Origin of the sequence: Alkalimarinus coralli (assembly GCF_023650515.1) — a bacterium.
Lineage (GTDB): Bacteria > Pseudomonadota > Gammaproteobacteria > Pseudomonadales > Oleiphilaceae > Alkalimarinus > Alkalimarinus coralli.
Map to the genome: position 1 here is coordinate 3029086 of NZ_CP096016.1, position 24269 is coordinate 3053354.

The window sequence follows — 24269 nt, forward strand, 5'->3', positions numbered from 1 at the left end:
TGGAAACCAATATGGAAAAGCAAACAGAGGTAAATCAGACCAAGCGCTTTATCAACAATATGGTGGAGTCAGCCATTAGAATTGGGCTACTGTTTATTCTGATCGTATGGACCTACGATATTATTAAGCCGTTTATCATTCCCGTATTGTGGGGGGCCATTTTAGCCGTCGCGCTAATGCCAATCACACAAAAACTGGAAACCTCACTAAACGGCAAGCGAGGCCTTACCGCCACCATACTGGTGCTATTATGCATTACACTATTAATAACCCCCTTTGTCGTCGTATCAGGGTCACTTGTTGAAGTAGTGACTCACATGACCGAGGTATTTAAAAGCGGCGAAGTTAAAATCCCCGGCCCAACTCAACGTGTTGCCGATATCCCCGTCATTGGCGATAAGCTTTTCGACGTCTGGTCACTGTTTTCTTCTAATCTGGAAAAAGCGGTCGCTCACTTTCTACCGGAAATAAAAATCGCAGCCAGCAAAATGGCGTCGATTGTCGGCAGCAGCCTATCCGCTCTGCTAATGTTTATTGTATCCCTCGCGATTGCGGCAGGTTTTATGGCTCATGCAGAAGCATCGACGGCTGCGCTCAGGAGCGTTATCGTGCGAGTGGCAGGGGAAAGTGGAGCAAAGTGGACAACACTAACCGCTGCAACTATCCGCAGTGTACTGCTAGGCGTTGTAGGGGTTGCTCTTATTCAATCGATTCTTATTGGTGCAGCGTTGTTTACCTTTAACATCCCCGCTGCGGGCCTGATAACGATTGGCATTTTGATACTAGGGATTGCACAACTACCCGCTCTTATTGTTGTATTACCCCTTATCGGTTATGTGTTTTCTACTCAGGACACCACACCTGCCACTATTTTCAGTATTTGGGTGTTTCTCGCTGGGCTCTCTGACAATGTTCTTAAACCTTTGCTAATGGGCCGAGGGGTTAATATCCCCATGCCGGTGATCTTGTTTGGTGCGATTGGGGGAATGCTTGCAGCAGGTATTATTGGGTTGTTCCTAGGTGCTGTAGTGCTGGCGATCTGGTATGAACTGTTCTTGGCCTGGTTAAATGCAGGGGAAAGTGATGAGAGTTTGCCGAAACCTGACGTGGCACCTGATGCTAAAAAACAAGCACTTTAACAAATAGGCATGAAAGTAAAGCCCTGATAACTGGCTTTATTAGCCGGTTATCAGGACGAACGCCACACTCCTGCCCCTAACCATATTAACTTCAGTTTCTTCTCTGTTTTCTCTACCAGTGCCCGCCGGTAATCGGGTGTTGACTCAGCCAGGTCTAAAATATCAATGGTGGTTTCAGCCACCGTCGCGACAATAAGCTGTGCAACTATTTCTAAATCATGACTATCTACATGAGATAGCATTGATGATTGATGTATGTCTGATACCAGCTCGTTGGCAAAAAACTTCAACTCGTTTCGAATCGCGTTGCGTAACGCCTGAGTTCCGCCTGTGCGACTCTGAGCCATAAAATGAAAATGATTAGGATGCTGGGTAACAAAGTCGACGTATACGCTAATTGAACTACGAACCAACCCGTCAAAGCTTTCACCATTTTGCCGGGTGGCCCGCATGAGCTTTCGGAGTAGCATTCCCAACTCGTCAACCAGGTTGAGCCCTAACTCTTCCATGTCGGTAAAATGCCGATAGAAAGAAGTCGGTACCACCCCGGCATTTTTAGCCACTTCCCGAAGGCTGATACTGGAGAAATTATCACCCTGACCAACCAACATCAAAGCGGCATCCATCAGCGACTGTCTAGTTTGGCGTTTCTTGTCTTCTCTACTTAGCATTTATAATTCCGGCAACCTGTGCTTACAACTCTAAAAAAACCTTCACTACTTATAGCAACCCTTAAGACCTTATAACAATCCTTAAGACCTTATAAAAAACAGTGTTCACTCGTACACAAAAATGTAATCAATCATAATATTGTCATATAGTATCGACATTACCCTATGTTTTAAAGCATGTTTTACCACTAAACCGGTTAAAAATAGCCGCATAAAACATGATAGGTCGCGTATTTTATCCTGCCAACCAGCTTATTTATTAGTGTACAAGTGTTGACTGAAGCCTTTTTCTAACTTACATTAGTGAACAGTCGTACACCAACATAGAATTATCAGGACAATCTATACAAGGACAACATCATGCAAAATCCACTCGCTAATGCGACTCAATACATCACAGCACTGGCAACCCGGTTTTGGCAGCAAAACGGAGCACTGCAAACATACCTTGATTTTCTGCTATCTGAAGTTGACCCAATGCTCAGCTTACAGCGATACATGGCAGAGGTAACCCGGATTATTGACGAAACTGACGATACCAAAACATTTGTGCTGCGACCTTCCAGTCGCTGGCAAGGCTTTCAAGCCGGGCAATATATCAATATTGCGACAGAGATAAATGGCGTGACGCTACGCCGAAACTACTCAATTTCATCGTCACCCGACGCGTTTAAGCAGCACCAACTTATTAGTATTACGGTGAAAAAAATACCGGGGGGACGTGTCTCCACTCACCTTCATAACCACCTCAACATTGGCGATACGTTAGCTATCAGTCCCGCTAGTGGAAGCTTCACATTAGTCAAAAGAGAAAACAAAAAGCAATCAGATAAACCTCTATTTATTGCGGCTGGCAGCGGTATTACTCCAGTGATGTCAATGCTACTCAATGTCAAAGAAACATCACCCGCGCAAGATGCAGCATTAATCTATTACGTAAATAGCCCGCAGTCGCTAATTTTTGAGGCTCAACTAAAAGCACTGACTGGCAGTCTGCCAAACGTTTCGTTTATCCCCCACTTTACTGAGTCAGAAGGCTACATCACATCGCAACAACTTCAACATGACTGCCCCGACCTGGCTGAACGAACAATCTATCTTTGCGGCCCGCAGCCGTTTATGGAGTCTGTAACGAGCCACGCCAAAGAGCTAGGCGTTGCCGATGGACGCATTCACTTAGAAAGCTTTGGTGCGTCATCTCCGGTAACCCGTCAATCTGGAACCAAGGGCCAGGTCAGTTTCTTGAACTCGGGAAAAAGCATTCAGTCACAAGGCGATAAAACACTGCTGGAACTCGCAGAATCAGCAGGTTTAAACCCTAAATACGGCTGCCGTAGTGGCATTTGTCATGAGTGCAAATGCAGCAAATCATCAGGCCAGGTATTAAATACATTAACTGGCGAATTAACTCCCGATGACCAAACCCAAATACAAGCCTGCATATCAATCCCTGTAGGCGATATATCAATAGACAGTTTGTGAACACCTTTTGAAACAAACTGCATAGAACGATAGGACATTCATAATGGACATGAAAACAAACATACTCGATACACTAACCCACCAAGAGCTTGATGCTTTTGGACACGAACTCGATCAACTACGCCAAGAGGTCATCAACGATCTTGGGCAACGAGATGCGGACCATATACGCAACATTATAAAAAAACAGCGTTATAGCGAAGTGGCTGGTCGCGCATTAATTCACTTCAGCCTCAACCCGTTATCATGGGCGGTTGGCGTCGGGCTGTTATCAACTGCAAAAATTCTTGAGAATATGGAAATAGGCCATAACGTCATGCATGGTCAGTATGACTGGATGAACGACCCGGCACTTAACTCACAAACCTATGAATGGGACACCGTTTGCGACGCAGAATCCTGGCGTAAAACCCATAACTTTGAACACCATACCTACACCAATATATTGGGTAAAGATCGCGACTATGGCTATGCGGTGCTTCGTTTAACAGACGATGAACCCTGGAAGCCCAGGCACCTTTTCCAGTTCATCAACTACGGTGTGCTAAGTGTTTTCTTTCAGTGGGGAGTCGGTCTGCATGAACTGGAGACAGAAAAGCTAAGAAGCGGTGAGGTAACCTGGAAAGACAAGCTTCCGTTTATAAAACGGTTCGCCAAAAAGGCCGCAAAGCAAGTATCTAAAGACTATATTGTATTCCCCTTATTGGCTGGCCCCATGGCCCCTAAAGTATTTTTAGGCAACATGCTGGCAAACCTGAATAGAAACTTGTGGACATCAACCATCATATTTTGCGGCCATTTCACTGAAGATGCACAAACCTTTAAAGAGGAGGAGTGCGAAAACGAGTCCCGTGGCATGTGGTACTACCGCCAGCTGTTGGGTTCCAGCAATTTCACCGGTAGCAAGTGGCTCCATATCATGAGCGGCCATCTAAGTTATCAGATTGAACACCATATGTTTCCAGACATTCCTGCCCACCGATATCCGGAAATGGCGACCAAAGTACAACAACTCTGCGAGAAATATGATATACCCTACAATACAGGCTCGTTTGGGAGCCAATTTAAAACCGTATTGGCAAGAATCGCTCGCTACTCGCTACCACCCAAAAAAACAGCGCCGCGCTCTCCAGCAGTCGGCGCATAACATGGTAGCTAGACTACATAGTGACTAGACAACATCGTGGCTAGATAAAACAATAGCGATTTAGAACAACAGAATAACCAAGGAGCTAATTATGGCCAATTTACTTCAACGTCTGGAACTCGCCAAAGACTTCGCACAAACCGCTATCGATACCACCGTTACGTCTGTCGAAAGCGTCCATAGCCTGATTGCAGACACCAGCTACAAACTGCTTAGCCAGGGAGCCGTTGATGAGCAACGACTCAGTAGTCTGAAAGAGAAGCACGACCTGTCAGCAGGCGCGGTCTATGATGCCATTAGAGGCGTTAACCAGAGTTTGGGGCAACTCGCTTCTGACTATTTTGGCACTCTGGAAGACAGTGCTCATGCCTCCGAGGTGATGACACAGAACAACCAAAAAGATCACAAGCAAACAGACAATAAGACCCCTTAAAGAGCTGTTAATTGGACCCATTTATGGCTAAAAACACGCATTCTCCAGAAGATATAGCAAACAAGCTATTAGAACTGCACATACAACACGAAATGAAGGCGTTTGATAACGCTGCGTTTTCAACATGGCTTTCAGAAGAGTCTGAAACTGTTTTCGAATGGCTACGCTCAACTAAGCTTAACCAACTGGTGCCACAACAGTCGATCAATGACACGATCCATAAAAACGTGGTCGAGCGAGAAATCCCCGGCAGTATTGCCGAGGTTGCAGGCGAAGCCGCCAGTAAACTATTCACCTCTGGGCAACACAAAAACACCCAGCTCAATGAAATCATGACCAGCCATGAGGTTGAAGAGTTTGTCGATAAAGCACTTGAGCTTAAAGAGCAGCGTCAAGAAGCATTAAACCGCATCATTGACTTGCCGGTTTATACTGACCTGATTTCCGGGGTGCTCTACCAGGCCATCGTCCGCTACATCTACGACAACAATATATTCAGTAAGAAAGTCCCCGGTGTCTCCTCAATGCTGAAGTTTGGCAGTAACGTTATCAGCAAAACCGTACCTAAACTTGAAGGGGCCGTCGAAGACAATGTGAAAAGCTACATCAGCAACAACCTTGGGTTAATCATCACTGAAAGCAAACTGTTCCTTGAAAATAATATGACGGATGAAGAGCTTAAAACGTCAGCAATGGATTTATGGGATTTAGTTGAAACAAAATCATTAGGCGAATTGCAGGCGGGAATGGACAGTCTTGATCTCTCTGAGTTCGTGGTATTGGGGTATGAGTTTTGGTTGCGTTTCCGTAAATCAGCATACTTTAAAAGGAGTTATGAACTTATAGTAGCGTACTTCTATGATAAATACGGAGACAACGACCTGTCCGTACTGTTTGATGACTTTATGATTACTCCCCAGCGTATCACAGAAGAAGCAGAACGGTTTGCCCCTCAGATACTTGACGCGTTGAGAGAGAGTGGCCAACTGGAAGAGCTTTTAAGGCGGCGCTTGGCATCATTTTACACTTCAAGCGAAGCGCTCGACTGCATAAAGGGGCATTAGCGCCAGGTTTAACTCATGCGAACCATCTCATAAGCCATTGCAGATCGATAAAGCGATGCTTTTGGCAAAGGCTAAAGAAAACTAGACTTAGTCTAGTTTTCTGCTCTGCTCCTGCGCTCCCCCAATATCCCAGCCAAAAAACCAAACCAGCGTTTATCGTAAACAGCCTTGCCTTTAAGAGAGAGCCATGCCATCGCATAAGCAGGCAAGCGATATTTGACTCTGTGGATTAAATGATATGACTCCACAGCAACATTCAGCCTGAGCAGGCGCCACCCTTTTAGTGTCTGAGCGCCCTTAGCACTATGCCCCGCAAGCGATTTACCGACGCAACGACTAAGCAGTGCAGCAGAACTCATCGCCCAGCTACAACCAATTCCCGTCAACGGATCTGCTGCGATAAATGCATCCCCTACAAACACTAAACCTTTCGAGTTGGGTGCACGATAAAGCGTGGATGTGTCTTTCGCAATCAGAAGATCATCAACTTGCTCGCCCACTTGAATGCCCTGACTCTCAACAAAGTGCCTGACATATCCGTCGTAAAATGACTGAACATCATGAATTTCTTTAAATTTGCTGGCGGAAATATAACAACTCAGCAGTACTTTGTTGCTATTGGGAAAGCAGGCGATATAGGACTCCCCCTTCGCTTTCACCCAGATCTTGCTGGGCACCATCAGGTCGCGGGTTGTGAAATATGAAAAGAGTGCGACGCGATGATTTTCAACGATATGGTTGCGGCACTTATCAAGCCTCGCAGTTCGAGACATTCTCCCATCTGCGGCGATCACCAAAGGGCAGGTAAACGTGACTTTTTGGTTTGAACTTTCTGCAGTAAGCCCTGCTGCTATAAGACCTACCACACGTTTATTATTACGCAATAGCTCTGTAACCCGATAGCCAAAGAACGTCGTAATGTTGGGGTGGTTGGTGACCAACTTCTTAAGAGCGGGGTCTAAATATCGGCGCTCAATATTTGCAGCCTCTGCCTTTTTGAATAAAGGATAAAATAATCGATCCCCCTGATTCTCAACATCCATATAGGTTGGTTGAGCCCCAGATGCTTGAAGGCCATCCCACAGGCCCAGTTTTATCAGTTGCGTTAAACCCGATGGATGAACGATATGGCTGCACATTTTCTTGTAATAACGGGCGTTCGACTGTTTCTCAACAATAGCTACCCTCACGCCTTGGTTGGCTAGTCTGAGCGCAGTACTGCAACCCGCTATACTGGCACCCACAATCACAGCACTATAATTGCTCTCCGGCTTATTCAAAACGCCTCCAAGCCCGCAAATAGCGTAACAACATGCATTGACATATTATGTCTCTCACTACACAGATACCACGTTATACGGCAATATGTCCCACTGGATGGCAGAGTAAACAAGGCCGGTAAAGCGTATTGGCGTGTCATCATAACGGGTTGCTGTCCTTGCCGGGCGAGATCACCTAAAAAGTATTCACTGAAAACATAGCAGGAATGGTAAATCAATAATTCACGATGTAAAGCTAGTGGCTGTTAATCTGTGGAGAACATCAACAATAAAGATAACACCGCTTAATGAGTACGAAACAGCGATAATTTTGATCGCGTGCGGTATTATCTTAGCTATAATCAGGAGACCATTTCTATATTGTCACAATAGTTGTCACAAACGGCCCCGCCACAATGGCTAGCTCGTGTAATACCCGATGAGGTAATGGAAACACAATGCCAAAGAAGCACTACTTGCTATCATCCCTTCTGTATCATGCCCGCAGACTAACAACCTCTACCTGCCTGGCATTGGTTTTATGCAGCATGCTGCCGATTACGTCGATGGCATCCGATCAGAACATGCCACCCGAAAGAGAGGTCATATCAGGAGACTGGTTTTATCACTGGGGCGACCTACCTAGAGACGCTGCAACAGATCAATGGCGTTACGATGATGTCAAATGGCAACCAGCTCCCTCTCCCAGCAACATTCCAAACAGAAATAACGAAACGATTGTCTGGCTCAAAATAGACTTACCCAACAAAGGCTGGCGCGACCCCTATCTATTCATCAACAGTGTCGACCTTACACTGCAAGCCTTTCAAAATAGTCAACAAATTTATCATTTTGGCGAAATTGACGACCAAGGTCATAGTCAGTTTGAGGGCTGGCCGTGGCATATCATACGCCTGCCCAGCAATTACCAGCAGCATTCCTTATACCTGCGAATATATTCTGACTACCCCTATATAGGCCTTTCTGGCGAAGTCGCAATCGGTGACCGATTCAGTTTATTAGATGAAGTCTATGGCAGGGGAATAACCGGGCTGTCTTTTATTCTGATCGTGCTTCTGGTCGGTATTATCAGCACGATCATGGGTTCAATCAAGAAAGACAGTGGCGTTGCCATCTGCACTGGGCTGCTTTCCTTCAATTTGGCCCTTATGATGTTTGCCGAAAACGAACTGAGCCAGGTGGTTTGGTTTAACCCCTTGTGCTGGCGCTATATAGCGGCATTTTGCTATTTTTTAATCCCCGGTTTTCTATCCATAATCGTATTAGCCTGGCTGAAAGAGAAAGCACCTAAAGTGGCTCATGGCGTACTTGTTATTACCGCTCTGTTTGTATTCGGCGTTGCAGCGCTGTCTGCCTTTACCGAGTTTAATTTTGTCAACGCCTACCCCTACTTTGACGTACTTTTCATTGTACTGGTGCTGGCGTTAGTTATCGGCTGTTTCAAAGCCTTTAAGCAGCTCGGCGTGCCGGGCATGATAATGGCCTTTGGCATTATCACGCTGTTTATCTCCCTCGTGCTTGATATGCTTAGCTCTCATGACCTGATTACCTGGATAGGCCGTTCAGGCCAATGGGGGCTTATTCTATTTGCCCTAACCTCTCTCACCATCTACCTGGTTCAGGATTGGAAGCAGCAAATAGCACTAACCGCGCTGACTGAACATCTGGAGGCAGAAGTGGAGGCACGAACCAAAGAGCTGCAGTCCAGCAAAAAGCAGCTTGAACAGTTAGCCCGTGAAGACTTTTTAACATCGCTGCTAAACCGCCGTTCCTTTAATGAGTTGGCCATGATAGAGATATCAAACGCCATCCGCTTTAATCGGCCTCTGTCGCTGCTGTTGTTCGACATTGATCACTTTAAAGATATAAACGACCGCTACGGCCACCATGTGGGTGATAAGGTTTTAAAAGCCATCGCATCAGCAACCAAAGACAGCTGCCGAGAAGGAGAACTGATTTGCCGATACGGCGGAGAGGAGTTTGTCATTCTGCTACATGCCACTGACTCGAACTATGCCTCTGTGTTGGCAACCCGCCTTCGTGAAGCCGTCAATGAAATTGAGATAAAGGCCAATGATACAATGGTTAAGGTTACCGCAAGCTTTGGGCTAATCAGCCTGAATGATCCAGAATTTTTTGAAGAAAGCGCAGAACAGCTATTGGAAAGGCTTCTAACAGCCGCAGATAAAGTGATGTACGAAGTAAAAGTATCAGGCAGAGATGCCGTAAAGGTCTGTAACCTAACGCCCGACACAGAATCAATCTTTAGGGTGAGCTAAACCATACACCAACGCCCCAGCCGTTTATCAATGGCTAACAACCATTTTTTTGCACAACATGTTTCATCAGAGGATAACGATGAGTAACCAACAGTTTGATTTAATAGTATTTGGTGCCACCAGCTTTGTCGGTCAGATATTGTGTCAGTATTTGACCGACCATTACGGAGTAGATGGTGAAATCAAGTGGGCAGCGGCAGGTCGCTCACAATCAAAGCTAGAGTCTCTCAAAAATAACCTTGGGAGTACCGCTAAAGCACTACCACTTCTAACCGCAGATGCCAGCGATGAGACGGCTTTAACCGCTCTCTGCAAACAGACCAAAGTAGTCATATCCACCGTTGGCCCCTATGCGTTATATGGAGAGCCGCTGGTCAAGGTGTGTGCAGAAACCGGCACCGATTATTGTGATCTCACCGGTGAAGTTCAGTGGGTTAAACTCATGATCACGCGATACGAAAAAAAAGCACAGGAAACAGGCGCACGAATTGTGCACTGCTGTGGTTTCGACTCAATCCCTTCCGATATGGGGGTTTACCACCTTCAACAAGCGGCGCTTAAGCAATTTGGTGCGCCATGCACCTCTGTAAGAATGAGAGTCAAAGCCATTCGCGGGGCCGCATCAGGCGGAACCATTGCCAGCATGATTAACATCACCAAAGAGGCCGCCAAGAGTAAAGCGCTTCGTAAGGAGCTAGCGAATCCATATTCTATCTGCCCTGATAACCACGCGTTCAATGTTCGGCAGGCAAACGTCACCACGCCAGAGCTAGACAGCGAATCTGGCCAGTGGGCTGGCCCCTTTATCATGGCTGGCATCAACACCCGGGTCGTGCACCGAAGTAACGCGTTGAGCGGCAACGCATATGGCTCATCATTCAAATATGACGAATCCATGCTAATGGGCAAAGGGCTCAAAGGGCGTCTAACAGCAACCAGTTTTGGACTTGGCTTAGGCGTATTTCTGGCAGGCGCGGCCATCAAACCAACCCGGTGGTTAATGGAGAATTATATGTTACCCAAACCTGGAGAAGGCCCTAGCCCAGAAGACCAGGAAAAAGGTTTCTATGATATTCGCTTTGTTGGTAAAACGGACAAAGGGCAAAAAATCAAAACCAAAGTGGTCGGTGATCGTGACCCAGGCTACGGATCAACATCAAAAATGCTTGCCCAAGCAGGTCTCAGCCTCGCGCTAGATGTTAGCAAAGAGGAAAAAGGCGGCGGATTCTGGACAACCGCAACAGTATTTGACCAGCGCTTTATTGATCGGTTAGAGAAGAGCGCAGGGCTAAAATTTATAGTCGAATAAACAGCTGTGGCGGCCTCTTTCCGATATTACCCGAAGCCGCCACTTTCCCTGTTCACTTATTGAGCATTTTGAGCATTGCTTGCACCACGATTAAGCAGCATTGACCGCTTCCATGGCTTAACGGGTATTTCCCCTAAATACCTGCCTCGTCACCTCTCTATACAACCTTATGAATTTATAGTATTTTTTCACCTATCTCAAAAAATACCCACAAAGTGGTATGAGTAATGCTTTACCTAGTATGTAAGGAACATTGGCGTGGGAGCTTTCAAAAACCTAATCGTAATCAAAGCCTCTCCACTCAGTGCTTCTAACCAAAAAGTTGATTTCTAAGTAACGATCAGATTTTTATAACATCGGAGATATGGCTATGAAACGAGCAAAAGAAGGAAATTTTCTATTCACCCTAACCCACCCAAGTGAAACGGTTTACATGAAGGAGATGGAGGCGTATTTCGACTCAATGTATTTTGCTAACTAAACCAATTTAATCAAGGGCACATATTGCCCTTGATTAAAACTTTCGGGCACATGGAAATACAGACCAGGATGTCTATAAGGAAGAGTACCGCTAGCCAAGGACGGCGTTTTTATCCGCTAACTTAATAACTGCAACACCAAACCTCGATCACCATTTGCCTGAGCCTGAACAGCAATTTGAGCCTGATTTTTAATCTGGTTTGAAACAAGGTCACTCGCCTCTTTGGCAATATCCGCATCAGCAATTCTACTTTTTGCCTCGGCTGTATTAATGCTCTCTTCTTGTATACGATCAGTAATCGACTCAAAACGGTTGGCAATAGCACCTAACTCTGAGTTTCGTTCACTGATGATCGCCAAAGATGAGTCGATTGTACTCAAGGCATTTGAAGCCGCTTCCGCAGACGTAAGATCAATGGCAAAAAGGCCATTATCGGTTAGCTTAGCCTGTATGTTTTCACCCTCAACGGAGACCTTATCCGCTTCACCTGGGCCTATCTGAAACGACTGAGAACCATCACTGTTTAACAAGCTCACACCATTAAAACGTGCTGTTTCAAGTGTTTGCTGAGTCTCTTGCAGTAGTTGATCTGCTTCTTTTTGCAGCGCTTCACGGTCACTACGATTGAGTGCACCATTCCCCGCTTGAATTGAGAGTTCCCTGATTCTTTGTAGCTTGTCAGTCATTGTATCAAGCGCGCCGGACTCAACCTGAACCAGAGAGATGCCATCACTGGCATTTCTTAATGACGTATTCAACCCGCTTAGCTGCGTCGCCATTCTATTTGAAATGGCTAAGCCCGCAGCGTCATCAGCAGCACTGTTAATGCGTTGCCCGGAGCTGATGCGGTTAAACTGCGTATTCGTGTTATTGGTCTGCTGGGAACCTGCCGCCCCCGCAGGGCCATTAATTGTTATCGCCATATTTCCCTCCCAATGTACCATTTAACGAATCGCGCCAAAAAACAGCACTCATCTAAATCGCTATAGTTATAGTATAGTTGTTCAATACTTAACCATACCTAGCCCCTTGTAGGAGGGTGCCCTGCGCCCGATTCGATGCAGTTCACGCGGCGCGAACATTCCTTACTAAATAGTTGATAAAACCCTAAACCCCAGATACTATTAACTGATTATTTATACAGTACCGGAGCAAACAATGGCGGTAACCACGTTATATATGTCTGATCGAGACCCAGAAAAACGCACTTTCACCGACAAAAAAGAAGCGGATGCTTTAGATAAAAAGCTTGAATTTGCCGAAAACCTTCGACTATTCCTGGAAGCGAGAATTGTTGGCCTGGATGAAGAAAAAGCGGAGCAAATAGGTTTGCTTATAGCAGACTATAAAGACGAAATGCTCACAGCCTTAAAGGGAAAACCTGAAGTATTGGCGAACATAGACAAGGATAACGTCGAAGCAATCGACTCACTGAAAAACACGGGTTAAACCTGCGCAAGAACAGGCAGTGATAAACAATGCACGCAGTCAAAATGAGAGGCTCATCCTCTCATTTTTATGTTAACCGCCACTACCCATAAAGCTGCTTTTTCTTAAAGTGCTCGTTATCGTCATCAAGAGAGTCCCACTCCCTCATTAACAGTACATTCTCCTCGCTTGCTTTGCTCTCGCCAGATGAAGCAGGGTTATTGTCGCCCGCCTCCTGAGATGCCAAGAACTGCTCATTTTCTTCAATCAGTTTAAGGCACTCCTGCACCCCCTGCTCGGCTGTCTCAAATTCCAGGTGTTTATTGAACTCGTTTAACTCATTGTTGAAGTGATGAATGGCAAGCCGGTACTCCTTTGCTTTGGACGCATTCAAACCTTGCTCCCGATAAAAGTCAGTTAAGCACTTTACGGAAAACCAGTTCACATGACCAATCACCTCATTAGCAACATCCTGCCCGATAGCATTGACTCTCGCCTGGATTTCAACGAACCGGCTAAACTCATTTAGGTGTATTTGGGCCTGGCGCGCGTCAACGGCTGTTTTTAAGGTAACCGGCGCAGGCCTTACAAAATTCTTTTGCAGCTCATCCAGCATTGACTGATTACGAAATATCTTGGAAGACACCAATTGGCTGCCCGGTATATCTTTTTTCAACTTGTTTAAAAAGCAGATTGCCCGCTCCAGCAACAATAGCTTTGATTCGCGAGTCAGGTATTGACTGGGGATTTGGTGCAAGAAACGCTGGGTCAGTCGATAGGCATGGGTCAACTGCGCCACTCTGCGCATTTTTTCCATTTGCGCATCCTGATATCGGCGATATAAATGCAACGCGATAGGAGCCACCACGCAAAAAAGCAGTAATATTCCACCAACAATTAATGTAGACATATGTTCAGCAAAAAGCCTCTATGGAACAAGATGATATATTGACAGTTTAACGCAATAAATTTTGCCATCTATCATAAAACCGCTACAGTTTGTGACCGTTTGTTATTAAAACTTTCGACTACCCCACGAGCAATCCACAAACTTTCCTGATCATAAACTATACTCATTGATACCCGCGTGGTGGTGCACAGCAGCCACGAACCAATCCTTCATTACAGCTTGCAAAGCCAGGAAGCGATACCGTTGATAATGAATGGCCAAATACAAAAACAGTTAGAAGTTCGAATGGGGGCTGAACATGCCAGAAAGCGCCTCGCTATTGAAAAGGCGCATACGGCTCAGGTATTTGGTCAAGGGCGTAACTTTTTCCACATTGAAAACTGGTACTCCGTTCACTCTGTCATTCGCAATACCCTCCGTTTATGCCTTATGCACAAACGCGGACAACAAAACGCCCGAGACATTCAGGTCAAGCGCAACACGGTTCAGCTTTCTAACCTTCATCGAGACCTTGAAGGCTTCACTATTTTGCACCTGAGCGACCTCCATGTGGACATGGATGAGGAAGCAACGCTCTCACTGATCAACCAGGTGCGCACTGTTGAATATGATATTTGTGTGATGACCGGAGACTACCGCGCTCGCACATACGGCGATATTGAAGGCGCGCTCAGGGCGATGAAGAGAGTCAGATACCACTTAAAGCAGGATATTTATGCTGTATTGGGCAACCATGACAGCATTCTCATGGTGCCAGCTTTGGAAGAGATGGGTATCCAGCTGCTGTTAAATGAAAACACCACCATCAAACAGGGGCAAGGGACGTTTTTTTTAAGCGGCATTGATGATGCCCACTACTTTCAGGCTGATGATATAGCGAAAGCAGCAACGGGTCTTTCTGAGTCTATTCCCAGCATTCTCCTATCCCACACCCCTGCTATTTATAAACAAGCCGCTGACGCTGGTTTTGACCTGACTCTTTCAGGACACACTCATGGCGGCCAAATATGCCTTCCCTTGGGCATTCCACTCACCCTGGATTCCGACTGTCCACGCTTTGTCGGTAAAGGAAGGTGGCGTTATCAGAACATGCAGGGGTATACCTCTGTGGGTGCGGGCACATCGGTGGTTAATGTACGAATTAACTGCCCACCAGAGATTACGCTTCATACGTTACGCAAGCGACGACCATAAATCGCTTAATTCTGCCGTTACAACCCTCAGCGATAGGTTCCAGACGCCTTCGCGGAGCGATATCAGACAGCACACCCTGTCAAACGGTACTGACTAATGCGGACGCTTGCGTATACCCAGTTGATACAGAACAGGTGAGACCAGAATATTGAGCAGAAAAAAGGAAAGCGTCACAACCAAGACAGTTTCAACACTGTACCCCAAATAAAAAAAGCCAAATATGAGCGGAACAACCGCTTCAGGGATTTGATCAATGCCCACGGCTCTGCTGCTGGAGGGCCGGTTCATCCGCCGCTTAATAAAGCTCGACAACGCGTCTCCAACGAGTGACAGAAACCCAAAAAGTAATCCAAACCAAAAAGACAGTCCAACCAAGAAAGAGACGACGGCCGCGCAGAGTGCTCCTGATAAAAAACCTCGCCACGTTTTGCTAGGGCCTAACAACCGCTTCCCGTCTGCGAGCACATAATGGTGATCTACAGGCCAGGAAAACCTATCCCCGTGGTAGCAATACAGGAGAACAGGCGCCCCGTTAGCCGAGATCAATATCAGTAATAGCTTAAGCTCTAACACCAGTCAGCCCTCAGTGAGCAAGTAGACTCGAGCTATCCTGCACCGCGTAGCTTTACATGATCATAAATAGCCATCACATTCTCGAACCGGAGAATTAATGTATGAACACTGTTGCTGTAGGTGTCATGAAGGTGAAACTTAAAACGAGATTGCTGTCCTCCATTAAGAAACTCATCAAACTCCCGGCTCAGAGCCCTGACATCCCCACTGTGCTCTTTGCTCCAGGCTGCGTTAAATGGGCCAAGAACGGCCCCGCCCTTAAGACAGACTGTAACCTCATGATTTGTTAGTGCATCGTCGGATAGTTGCATGGCAGCCTCCAAACCCCGCTCGAGGGACAAATAAAACACTTCCCTAGAGTGTAGTTCAAGCCAGGCAGAAAGGCTGTGCAGAATAAAGCAGAATAAAAACGTTTGCCCATTATTAGCAAAGAGATTGCGTAAACAACGCTTTACTCATAATACTGTTGATGTGTCTTAACTATTTGAGCCAACTCTCCTTTTTGCTTCATCAAGGCAATTTTTTCATTAAACGCAGTAATGATAGACGGTCCATCTTTGTTATAGAGGCTAACAGTAATGTGTAGCCCTTTTTCCGTTAACGGTTTAGGCAACACCTCAAGCTCTTTTAGCTTGCTCGGCATATAGCTCTTTAACTCGTGCCGCATAACCCAAAAGTCACCCAATGCCAGATCAGCGCGGCCTTCCAACAACGTGAGCAGCGCCTGTATTACATGATTGTTCTTTATTTGATAGATGCCAGGGTGAGACTCGAATTCATTGCCGTACGCATAGTCATGAACGGTTGCAACCATAAGCCCTTCGATGTCATCAAGCGACTGAAACGTTGTAGGGCTATTTTTACGTTTAATAAAGTTAAGGCGATTGACAATAAACGGGTCGCTATAGAGGTGAAAGCGAGCCCGTTCGTCTGAGTACCAATATCCCAGAATCACGTCATACACTCCAGCCTCAACCCCTTCTCTGACTTGAGCCCACGTCGGCAGCATTACAACGTTTGTTTCAATACCTGCATCTTCAAACGCTTTGGTGACGATATCGACAGCCATCCCCTGATTGGGAAGGTCTCGGCCAATGTAGGGAGGCCAACTTGCAGTGGCCAATTTCAGCGGCTCGGCCAACACATAAGGCGACCCCGTTAAACTCAACAGCAATACCAGCAGACTTGCCAGTGCAGAAAGGTTTTTTTGATTATTCACGGGCATTTAACTCTTATTAATATTATTAACAATGCCTCATTAATTAAGACATTTTACTTTTAACACCCCGTTAGCTGCTTATAAACAACCACTCGGCGGCTATGATACCTTCGTTTTTTCCTTTCCATAGTTATCTGAATCAACTAACGAAAAGTCAAAGCGATGGTGCTCAATATGTTCAACACACCGGCGCACAATCTTCTCAGGATCGGGAAATAGCTTGGCATCACCAATCAGGCCAAACTGAACTTGCCCTCCGTAACTGATAATACTTAACCCCAGACCGACTCCGCCTGTTTGTGGCACCCAGAACATTTGCTCTTTAATCCTTGCACCCGCTAAATATCTGGGTTCTTTAGTACCTGGAACGTTTGACATCACTGCACTGGTTTTTTTAGCAAACACATCCATCAAAGGTTTTTGCACTTGTTTAGGCATCAACCCGGCAGCAAATAGCAAGCCAAATGAAACCCCCGGTTGAAATGATTTTTTCAGTTCAATCATATCGTGTTTGAGCTTATAAACCCGTTCAATTGGGTTTGCGATGCCGACAGGAAGGGGCACAAAAACCGTACCAAAATAATTACCCAGCTCGTTTGCCCCTTTCGCGCCTTTAGATGGCCTGATATTGACCGGGACAGTCACATGTATCGTATGGCCTTCCACATCATCACCAGACTCCTTCATTTTCTCACGCAGCGCACCGGCAACACATGACATCAGCAAGTCGTTAATTTTGCAGCCCAAACCTTGTGCGACTGATTTAATATAGTCCAGCGACACCGGCTCAGACCAGGCGCATTTTTTCCTTGCGCCTAGTGAGCCTTTGAGAGACGTTTTGGGGTCTGGTGGCAACAGCGCCAGCTTGCCCACCTCTGATACGACTTTTAGACAGTCATTTGCGTATGTTTTAACAATTTCAGGGTCTCTGAGCAGGTGGACACTCTCTTCAGAGGCTTTTAGTCCAACACGTGTGTACCTCTCAACCCAGTGGATCGCATTATCAATAAACTGCTGGTAAAGAGGCCAGGGATATAGCTCATCAGCGCTAAAAGATTCAGGCTCAATACTTTCGTCATTCCCTGCTTCTGTAGCGCTGACATTCGCTCTAGCCACCACGTCAGGCCCTGAAAATGGTTTAACATTCGGGCTTTGGTCAGTGATGGCGTGAAATACAGACACTAGCGAAATGCCATCGGCATAGCAGTGGTGAATCCGCAGAATTGCAGCTACGCCATCGACATAGTTTTCGACAAAGTGTATTTGCCATAATGGCTTGGAAGGATCAAATGCAACACTTAACTGATCAGCAAGATACGCTTGCAGCGCGGCCTTGTCTGCATTACCGGTCAACGCAACTTTATGGACATGATTATCCAAATCAAAATAAGGGTCCGGCTCCCAATAATACTGACCGGAGTGACACACTGGCCGTTTTTTAAACCGACTATACGCTAAAAAGCGATTTCTAACCGTTCTCTTAAACTCTTCAAAGTCGATACTCTCAATAATGAGCATCGAATTAATGACCATTAGATTTGTGGGTGTATCCATTCTTAACCAAGCAATATCGACGCCGCTTATCGGTTCGTTAGCTTCAGTGCTCATGCCGGTCTCCTTGTTGTTATTCGTTATAATTATTAATGGCAACCTCCCGAATATAGAGATCACCACATTTGTTCACGCCTAGCCCATGCAATATGAACCTATACCCTTGGCAGATCAAGTCCCTCAAAAGTTATAAAAAAGGCGCTGTTTTTTCAGTAACAAAAAATAACACAATCGTGCAATTTCCTATCCTATAATCAATTCATAGTGTTAGAGCAGGTTCTTAATGAAGTCGCTCATGCATGAAAGAACTCAAATGATACGAATATCACAAAGTCAGGTTAAAAATTGCACACTTAGACCAAAGTATTATAGATTAGTGTGGCGTCATTTTAGCAACACTATTAAAATATAATGATAACGAGGTATATATTTCCCTCACAGTGATGTTCGGCCACTAATAATAATTATGATGTAACGGATTGGTCTGAAGCTCAGAGACGTATGTACGTGCCATGTTGTAAGGCACGAAATCTGTTACCCAAATTTGGGGAGGAAGCTTAATGAAGGCCATTCATGCCCGAAAGCTAATTAAGTCTATCGACCAAACCTATACCGAGATGTTTTCCGGTAGGGTGTACACTGTTGGAAAAGGTGCTGTTTCCGTAAGAAACCACAGCGGAAAAGCAGAAAACACCGTTATTGGGGTACATGGTTTTCTTGAGAATCACTGCTACTTCACCCAATCCTACCAAGACGCCACCACTGAATTAATCTTGCTCACCTGTAGCAACTATCACATACCCGTTAGCGGCCCTTCGCCTGAGCCTGCGCCTTGGGAAGTACCTATAAAGTCGCTGGAAGCCACAATCGAGTATGATGCAAGCATCTTAAACCAGGCAATGGAGAATCTACCAACAACTGACAACGTGCGCGTGCACGGGCACTCTCGTGGTGGCGCAGTGGTGTTGGAAGCCATAAGACAGCGCCCTGAACTGTATAAAAATGCGGATATTGTATTAGAAGCGTCAGTATTGCCACAGGGCCAGCTTCACCCCTTGGTCAATGCATTACTGGAACCTGTAAGCCACGGAATGTGGCCTTGGGTAATACGTTTTATAAATAGCACACCCTCATCGTCCTATGGGCAGAGCTTCTTTGGTAAAATGAATGCCCGCAAAAAGCAGTTGTTGAATAAGTTGTTTACTGCGACTAAAGATCATTTAACCATCGTACGAAATATTGAAAATATCATGGAGTGGACGGAGAAAACCTCCTTCGACGTTTATAAGCATATCAACCACGGTACCTTCCTTATTCCTAAGGTTGACCGAATTCTTGACCGGGCAGCGATGCTGACCAGTGCTGAAAACAGCCCCAACTCAGTCAGAATTATCGAGACTGAAGCATCAAGTCACTTTATTACGCTGGATAGCCATGAGTGGCTACCGACGCTTGATATGATGTCAGAACCAAGATTAAAGGCCGCTCTCTAGCGCGGCCTTTAATCTATCCACCGCTTACGTTTAAATATCCAACCTCATTAAAGCCCACTCCGCTCTGCTGAATATTCAACAATAGTGTAGAATACCCGTTCAATATTCCGATGTATGATTAGGAATCGCTCTGCATATTCAGGGAAACCAGATGTCCAAGGAAAAACTATTAAACACAAAAGTTAGAAGCGACAACGCTGAACGACTACGACAACTCCTGCTCGACTACCATAACTTCCGTTACCGCGATGATACTTCGCTTGAAGCCGAAATGGAGAAATTAAGCCATTGGCAGGCAGAACGCCTAAAATTCACCCATCAGGACTTATATCAGAATCCGCGCTACCATGAAGGCCTTGAGTTCCTGTTAAAGGATCTGTATGCCCCAAAAGAGTTTACTCAGAGAGACGATGATCTTGAGCGAATCTTCCCGGTAGCAGTGAAACTGCTTCCAGACAATCTAATATATACTGTTGGCCTTTTGGTGGAGCTCAATTTACTGACGCAGCAGCTCGATCATAAGCTCGCAGATGTGCTCTTCAACCAGTTAAATGTGAACGAGATTACAGAAGAGTCATACTGCGAAGCTTATCGGCTATGCAACAATAAAAGCCTAAGAGTGCACCAGACACAGCTCATTGCCAACATCGGTAATGACCTTGATGTTTACGTGCGAAGCCGCTTGGTACGACTCACACTTAAAATGACTCGCTCTCCAGCCGAGATGGCAGGACTGGGAAACCTGCATAGTTTTCTACGGCGGGGCTTCAGTGCCTTCCACCAAATGGGTGGCGTTGACGAACTTCTGGAACTCATTATCAGCAGAGAGAGTGCTATTCTGGACGATATTTACAACGATAAACCCTCTCCGTTAAGTTTGACTCATTCGAAAAAGCAAAGCCTGGCTAGCTCTGCCAGCCAAGTACCCTAATGCCTATTAGATTGCAGCCTTTTGACTAGATTTATTACAGGACTCACCATGAACGAACGCGTCACCCTAGAGATTGTCGATAACATTGCTGTTGTCACCATGAACCGCCCCGATAAACTCAACGCGCTTGATATGCCGATGTTTGAAGGGTTGGCCAAAACAGCTAAGAAACTAGCAAAAAACCGAGACATCAGAGCAGTTATTCTGCGCGGCGAAGGCAATGCCTTTTGCTCCGGGTTAGACGTAAAAAGCATTATGAAAAACCCTCTGGCAGCCGCTAAGCTGTTGATCAAACCAGGGCGAAAGATTTCAAATCTGGCGCAGGATGTAGGCTACCTCTGGCGACAGGTTCCAGTACCGGTTATTGCTGTTACTCAGGGCAAATGTTGGGGTGGCGGCTTTCAAATTGCGTTAGGCGCAGACTTCCGCTACACCATGCCGGATTGTGAGTTTTCTATTATGGAAATGAAATGGGGCCTGATTCCCGACATGAGCGGAAGCATTACCCTGAGGGAGCTTATACCGATTGATTTGGCTAAAGAGCTTACTATGACCGCCCGTATTTTTGACGGCAATGAGGCTAAAGAAATGGGGCTTGTTTCTCACGTATCAGAAAAACCGTTTGACGATGCACTTGCGTTTGCAAAAGAGATATCAAAGCGCTCACCTGACGCCATTGCAAATGCCAAGAAGCTGTTTAACGAAACCTGGACGGCTACCGAAAAGGTCGCGCTATGGTGGGAAACAAAACTGCAAAAACAGTTGATTGGCCGCTGGAACCAACGGGCATCCATTAGCCAGAACAACCCTAAAGAAAAAAATCCAATGGCGTTCAAAAAGCGTTCAAAATAGTCGCTGCCATAACAGAACATGGGAGGCTATGCCCTCCCGGTTCGGAGAGTAGCCGAATTTGGCCAAAGAGTATTCAGGAAGCCGATTTCAAGTAATCGATATTGCGGCTCACCACCCGTGAACACATCTGGATGTAGTCAACAACAACCTCTTTCTCATTTGAGTCATGCCAATCTCCAGCAAACTCACTACCCCGCTCAAAACTCACAGCCAGTGACCGTACATCTTTCTCACGATTCAGCACTTTTGCTGCAAGTCGGTTTCCGGTTGAACTTAAATCAGTCCGCCCTACTAACGTTCCGTAAGCATTGAAGAAACCACCGCACTCTGCCAGTAGAATGGCATCTGCTGCAGACGCTGACTCCGTGGCATTAACAGTGAGTGACAGCAACGCCAAGAGCAGTCCGGCAGCGAGTGAGCAAAGGCTTTGTTTTCTTTTCATCAGAGACTCCAACATAATCATAGTCACCTGATCAGCCGCACTAAACGACCAAAAAATGACCACTTCATCTACCAGTTTATGAAAGAAGACTCAATATCACCGTTAATAAACGTAAATTTTGGTATTGAGTTGGTAAGCAGTTTTTCCAATGCAGATTGAGATAACAGAGGAATAAAGGCTCAACGACCCGCAAGAGCGCTGGGTCGTTTTGAATTGGTGGAGGTATGAGGAGCAAGATATATAGTTCAGGGAAAGAACTCGTATAGCCCTATAAAGAAACCCACTATTACCACTTCTGCCAGGAGTGAAGTAGTAACAATGGGTGTTTTGCCAAACGGAGGCTAATTAATAACGATACTCGCCAGACTCAATATCTTTCTGGATATCGGCCGTGAGCGGCACGTATGAATCAGCTTTAGGCAGCCATACGTAGACCGGGTTATCCTGCTTGTTAAGATCAAAGCCAGCATCTTTTAGCGGCGCTTTTTTATGCTTAAACGTACCTGTGGTTTCCATTCCTCCACTGAGGCGAATAAAAACCGGTATCGCATAATGAGGCAGCTCTTGCTTTAGGTGATCCAGTAATGATTTAAAGTCAAATTCCGACTCTTCACAGTCCAGGCGAATAGATGCCATACCCGCACGACCATTCGTTTCCGGGATTTCAACACCATAAACCACGGTTTCACTGACGTGAGTACAGCTATCAACAATATGCTCTACTTCAGTAGTCGATACATTCTCACCTTTCCATCTAAACGTATCTCCCAAACGGTCAACAAACTGTGCGTGCTTAAAGCCCAAGTCTCGCATCAAGTCGCCGGTGTTGAACCATGCATCCCCTTTTTTGAATACATCGCGCAAAATGCACTCTTCTGTTTTCTTCGGGTCTGTGTAACCATGAAAAGGGGTCTTTTCAGTGATTTCACCAATCAATAAACCCGCCCCGCCTTTCTTCACCTTACGCATAAAGCCATCTTTACCTCTAACAGGTGCTTCGGCCTCTTTGTCATACTCAACAATCGCATAAGGAAATGGGGATATACCCACGGTATTATCAAAATTCAAAACATTGGTGAAACCAATATTACCTTCACTCGATGCGTAAAGCTCCATGACCCGCTCGATGCCGAAACGGTCTTTAAATGACTTCCAAATGCTAGGTCGCAGGCCATTACCCACAACAACACGGATTTTGTTGTCGAGGTCATTAGGCTTGGCCGGCTGATCCATCAGGTAGCGACACAACTCTCCTACATAACCAAACGCAGTGGCATCATAACGACGAATGTCATCCCAAAAGCGGCTTGCGCTGAACTTGCGGGCAATAATTAATCCTGACTTCCCAGCTAAGATTGAGCCCCAGCATACAGCCATCGCCGTCGCATGATAAAACGGCAAAGTGACATACATTCTGTCAGATGTATTCAGCCGTAACGCACCGTAGCCGAAAGCGCCGTATGCTTTCATAAACCGTCCATGATTAAAGATTACGGCCTTAGGTAACCCTGTAGTACCCGATGTATAAATATAGAAACAAGGGTCTTCACTATAGATTTTCTGAGTTTCCGGGAGATTACTTTCAGAGAATCCGTGAATTTCAGTGGCGAGATTCTTCCAGCCTTTTGGCGCTTTACCCGGCTCTTTTAAAGTATCCTGATCGGCAAGAAAGTAGTGACTCTCTTCAGGCACAACTAAGTCACTTTTTACTTCGTCAAATGCGTCTACCAGTTCCTCACCAACAATCGCCAGTTTGGGGCTGACCAGATTAATACTGTGCGTTAACACTTTTCCTCGCTGAGAAGTGTTAATCAATGCATTGGTTGCTCCAATCTTTGCACAAGCAGCCACACAGGCAAATAGCTCAGGTCTGTTCTCAATTAGAATCGCAACGGTATCGCCTTTTTTCACCCCTTTGCCTAACAAGTAATGAGCGATGCGGTTAGCCCAGGCGTTGTATTCACTGTATGTTATGAAGGTGTCTTTATAGATCAGCGCGTGGCCATTCGGGTTCTTTTTTACAGCCTCTTCAATACATAGCCCAAGCCCTACAGGTTTGGTTTTATTGGTATTATTACCAATTCTTACGCCTTTGATCGTGCCTGGCAAATTAGCTAATAAGCCAGGTATTCTAGAGAGGAATTTAGGTAGGGTAATGACATCGGACTGGCTCATGGTATCTCCATTCTTTAATTATTATCAGAGGGGCGTTCTATCCCTGTTAAAAACTGGCCGAGAGTATAATCAAACCATTATTGCATCAATGGCATCTGTGACTATTCGACCAGTCTAAAGAGCAACTTTTTACGGTTAACTGTTTTATTTTTAAGTCTTGCTATATCTATTACTATCGGCGCTGATTACTACGATGCATTTGCTAACAATGCAGGC

22 protein-coding genes are annotated in these 24269 nt (G+C 45.7%); 12 read left to right on the plus strand and 10 right to left on the minus strand.

All coding sequences use genetic code 11. The features are described 5' to 3' along the window. Positions 1–11 precede the first annotated feature (11 nt). The gene (locus MY523_RS13610) at positions 12–1139 is read left to right on the plus strand and encodes an AI-2E family transporter (protein ID WP_250655239.1); all 1128 of its coding nucleotides are present in this window, start codon (positions 12–14) and stop codon (positions 1137–1139) included. Positions 1140–1189: 50 nt separating this feature from the next. Here the strand turns inward: MY523_RS13610 and fabR are convergent, their stop codons facing one another. Beyond that, complete coding sequence (gene fabR / locus MY523_RS13615; RefSeq protein ID WP_250655240.1) at positions 1190–1810, minus strand: HTH-type transcriptional repressor FabR; 621 nt, start codon at positions 1808–1810, stop codon at positions 1190–1192. A 360-nt stretch (positions 1811–2170) separates the two neighbouring features. On the opposite strand from fabR, the gene MY523_RS13620 reads away from it, so the two are divergent. The 4 genes from MY523_RS13620 to MY523_RS13635 all read left to right on the plus strand — a co-directional run bounded on the left by MY523_RS13620 (position 2171) and on the right by MY523_RS13635 (position 5936). Then, positions 2171–3292, plus strand: a complete 1122-nt coding sequence (locus MY523_RS13620) for a ferredoxin reductase (protein ID WP_250655241.1) — start codon at positions 2171–2173, stop codon at positions 3290–3292. A 49-nt stretch (positions 3293–3341) separates the two neighbouring features. Further along, positions 3342–4439: a fatty acid desaturase family protein gene (locus MY523_RS13625; protein WP_250658823.1), complete on the plus strand. Its 1098-nt coding sequence runs from the start codon at positions 3342–3344 to the stop codon at positions 4437–4439. Positions 4440–4530: 91 nt separating this feature from the next. Then, the gene (locus MY523_RS13630; protein ID WP_250655242.1) at positions 4531–4872 is read left to right on the plus strand and encodes a hypothetical protein; all 342 of its coding nucleotides are present in this window, start codon (positions 4531–4533) and stop codon (positions 4870–4872) included. A 23-nt stretch (positions 4873–4895) separates the two neighbouring features. Then, positions 4896–5936: a hypothetical protein gene (locus MY523_RS13635; protein ID WP_250655243.1), complete on the plus strand. Its 1041-nt coding sequence runs from the start codon at positions 4896–4898 to the stop codon at positions 5934–5936. Positions 5937–6028: 92 nt separating this feature from the next. Here MY523_RS13635 and MY523_RS13640 read toward each other — a convergent pair whose 3' ends face one another. Next, a complete protein-coding gene (locus tag MY523_RS13640; RefSeq protein WP_250655244.1) occupies positions 6029–7216 on the minus strand; it encodes an FAD-dependent oxidoreductase in 1188 nt (395 codons plus the stop codon). 437 nt (positions 7217–7653) lie between these two features. Here MY523_RS13640 and MY523_RS13645 point away from each other — a divergent pair, with 437 nt between their 5' ends. Next, positions 7654–9495 (plus strand): sensor domain-containing diguanylate cyclase, encoded by a 1842-nt coding sequence (locus tag MY523_RS13645; RefSeq protein ID WP_250655245.1) that lies wholly within the window; start codon positions 7654–7656, stop codon positions 9493–9495. 79 nt (positions 9496–9574) lie between these two features. After that, positions 9575–10804 (plus strand): saccharopine dehydrogenase family protein, encoded by a 1230-nt coding sequence (locus tag MY523_RS13650; protein WP_250655246.1) that lies wholly within the window; start codon positions 9575–9577, stop codon positions 10802–10804. Positions 10805–11401: 597 nt separating this feature from the next. Here MY523_RS13650 and MY523_RS13655 read toward each other — a convergent pair. Continuing rightward, positions 11402–12208, minus strand: coding sequence for a flagellin N-terminal helical domain-containing protein (locus MY523_RS13655; RefSeq protein ID WP_250655247.1), 807 nt, complete (start codon positions 12206–12208; stop codon positions 11402–11404). A 235-nt stretch (positions 12209–12443) separates the two neighbouring features. On the opposite strand from MY523_RS13655, the gene MY523_RS13660 reads away from it, so the two are divergent. Next, complete coding sequence (locus tag MY523_RS13660) at positions 12444–12734, plus strand: YebG family protein (protein ID WP_250655248.1); 291 nt, start codon at positions 12444–12446, stop codon at positions 12732–12734. Between the two features lie 82 nt (positions 12735–12816). On the opposite strand, the gene MY523_RS13665 is transcribed toward MY523_RS13660, so the two are convergent. Continuing rightward, complete coding sequence (locus MY523_RS13665; RefSeq protein WP_250655249.1) at positions 12817–13623, minus strand: hypothetical protein; 807 nt, start codon at positions 13621–13623, stop codon at positions 12817–12819. A 249-nt stretch (positions 13624–13872) separates the two neighbouring features. Here MY523_RS13665 and MY523_RS13670 point away from each other — a divergent pair, with 249 nt between their 5' ends. Beyond that, positions 13873–14817 carry a metallophosphoesterase gene (locus MY523_RS13670; RefSeq protein WP_250655250.1) on the plus strand — a complete coding sequence of 315 codons (945 nt, stop codon included), beginning with the start codon at positions 13873–13875 and terminating at the stop codon, positions 14815–14817. 93 nt (positions 14818–14910) lie between these two features. On the opposite strand, the gene MY523_RS13675 is transcribed toward MY523_RS13670, so the two are convergent. The 4 genes from MY523_RS13675 to MY523_RS13690 form a co-directional block, all read right to left on the minus strand. Beyond that, positions 14911–15390, minus strand: a complete 480-nt coding sequence (locus MY523_RS13675) for a CDP-archaeol synthase (protein ID WP_250655251.1) — start codon at positions 15388–15390, stop codon at positions 14911–14913. A gap of 32 nt (positions 15391–15422) precedes the next feature. Beyond that, on the minus strand, positions 15423–15701 hold the full coding sequence (locus MY523_RS13680) for a hypothetical protein (RefSeq protein WP_250655252.1): 279 nt from the start codon (positions 15699–15701) through the stop codon (positions 15423–15425). 140 nt (positions 15702–15841) lie between these two features. Then, positions 15842–16609, minus strand: coding sequence for a substrate-binding periplasmic protein (locus MY523_RS13685; RefSeq protein ID WP_250655253.1), 768 nt, complete (start codon positions 16607–16609; stop codon positions 15842–15844). Positions 16610–16708: 99 nt separating this feature from the next. Continuing rightward, the gene (locus MY523_RS13690; RefSeq protein ID WP_250655254.1) at positions 16709–18217 is read right to left on the minus strand and encodes a wax ester/triacylglycerol synthase family O-acyltransferase; all 1509 of its coding nucleotides are present in this window, start codon (positions 18215–18217) and stop codon (positions 16709–16711) included. Positions 18218–18720: 503 nt separating this feature from the next. Here MY523_RS13690 and MY523_RS13695 point away from each other — a divergent pair. The 3 genes from MY523_RS13695 to MY523_RS13705 all read left to right on the plus strand — a co-directional run bounded on the left by MY523_RS13695 (position 18721) and on the right by MY523_RS13705 (position 21436). Beyond that, the gene (locus tag MY523_RS13695; RefSeq protein WP_250655255.1) at positions 18721–19653 is read left to right on the plus strand and encodes an alpha/beta fold hydrolase; all 933 of its coding nucleotides are present in this window, start codon (positions 18721–18723) and stop codon (positions 19651–19653) included. Between the two features lie 151 nt (positions 19654–19804). After that, positions 19805–20584, plus strand: coding sequence for a DUF8198 family protein (locus MY523_RS13700; protein WP_250655256.1), 780 nt, complete (start codon positions 19805–19807; stop codon positions 20582–20584). A gap of 48 nt (positions 20585–20632) precedes the next feature. Beyond that, positions 20633–21436 carry a crotonase/enoyl-CoA hydratase family protein gene (locus MY523_RS13705; protein WP_250655257.1) on the plus strand — a complete coding sequence of 268 codons (804 nt, stop codon included), beginning with the start codon at positions 20633–20635 and terminating at the stop codon, positions 21434–21436. Positions 21437–21509: 73 nt separating this feature from the next. Here the strand turns inward: MY523_RS13705 and MY523_RS13710 are convergent, their stop codons facing one another. Then, positions 21510–21878, minus strand: a complete 369-nt coding sequence (locus MY523_RS13710; protein WP_250655258.1) for a hypothetical protein — start codon at positions 21876–21878, stop codon at positions 21510–21512. Positions 21879–22223: 345 nt separating this feature from the next. Continuing rightward, positions 22224–24053 (minus strand): long-chain-acyl-CoA synthetase, encoded by a 1830-nt coding sequence (locus tag MY523_RS13715; RefSeq protein ID WP_250655259.1) that lies wholly within the window; start codon positions 24051–24053, stop codon positions 22224–22226. Positions 24054–24269: the final 216 nt, after the last annotated feature.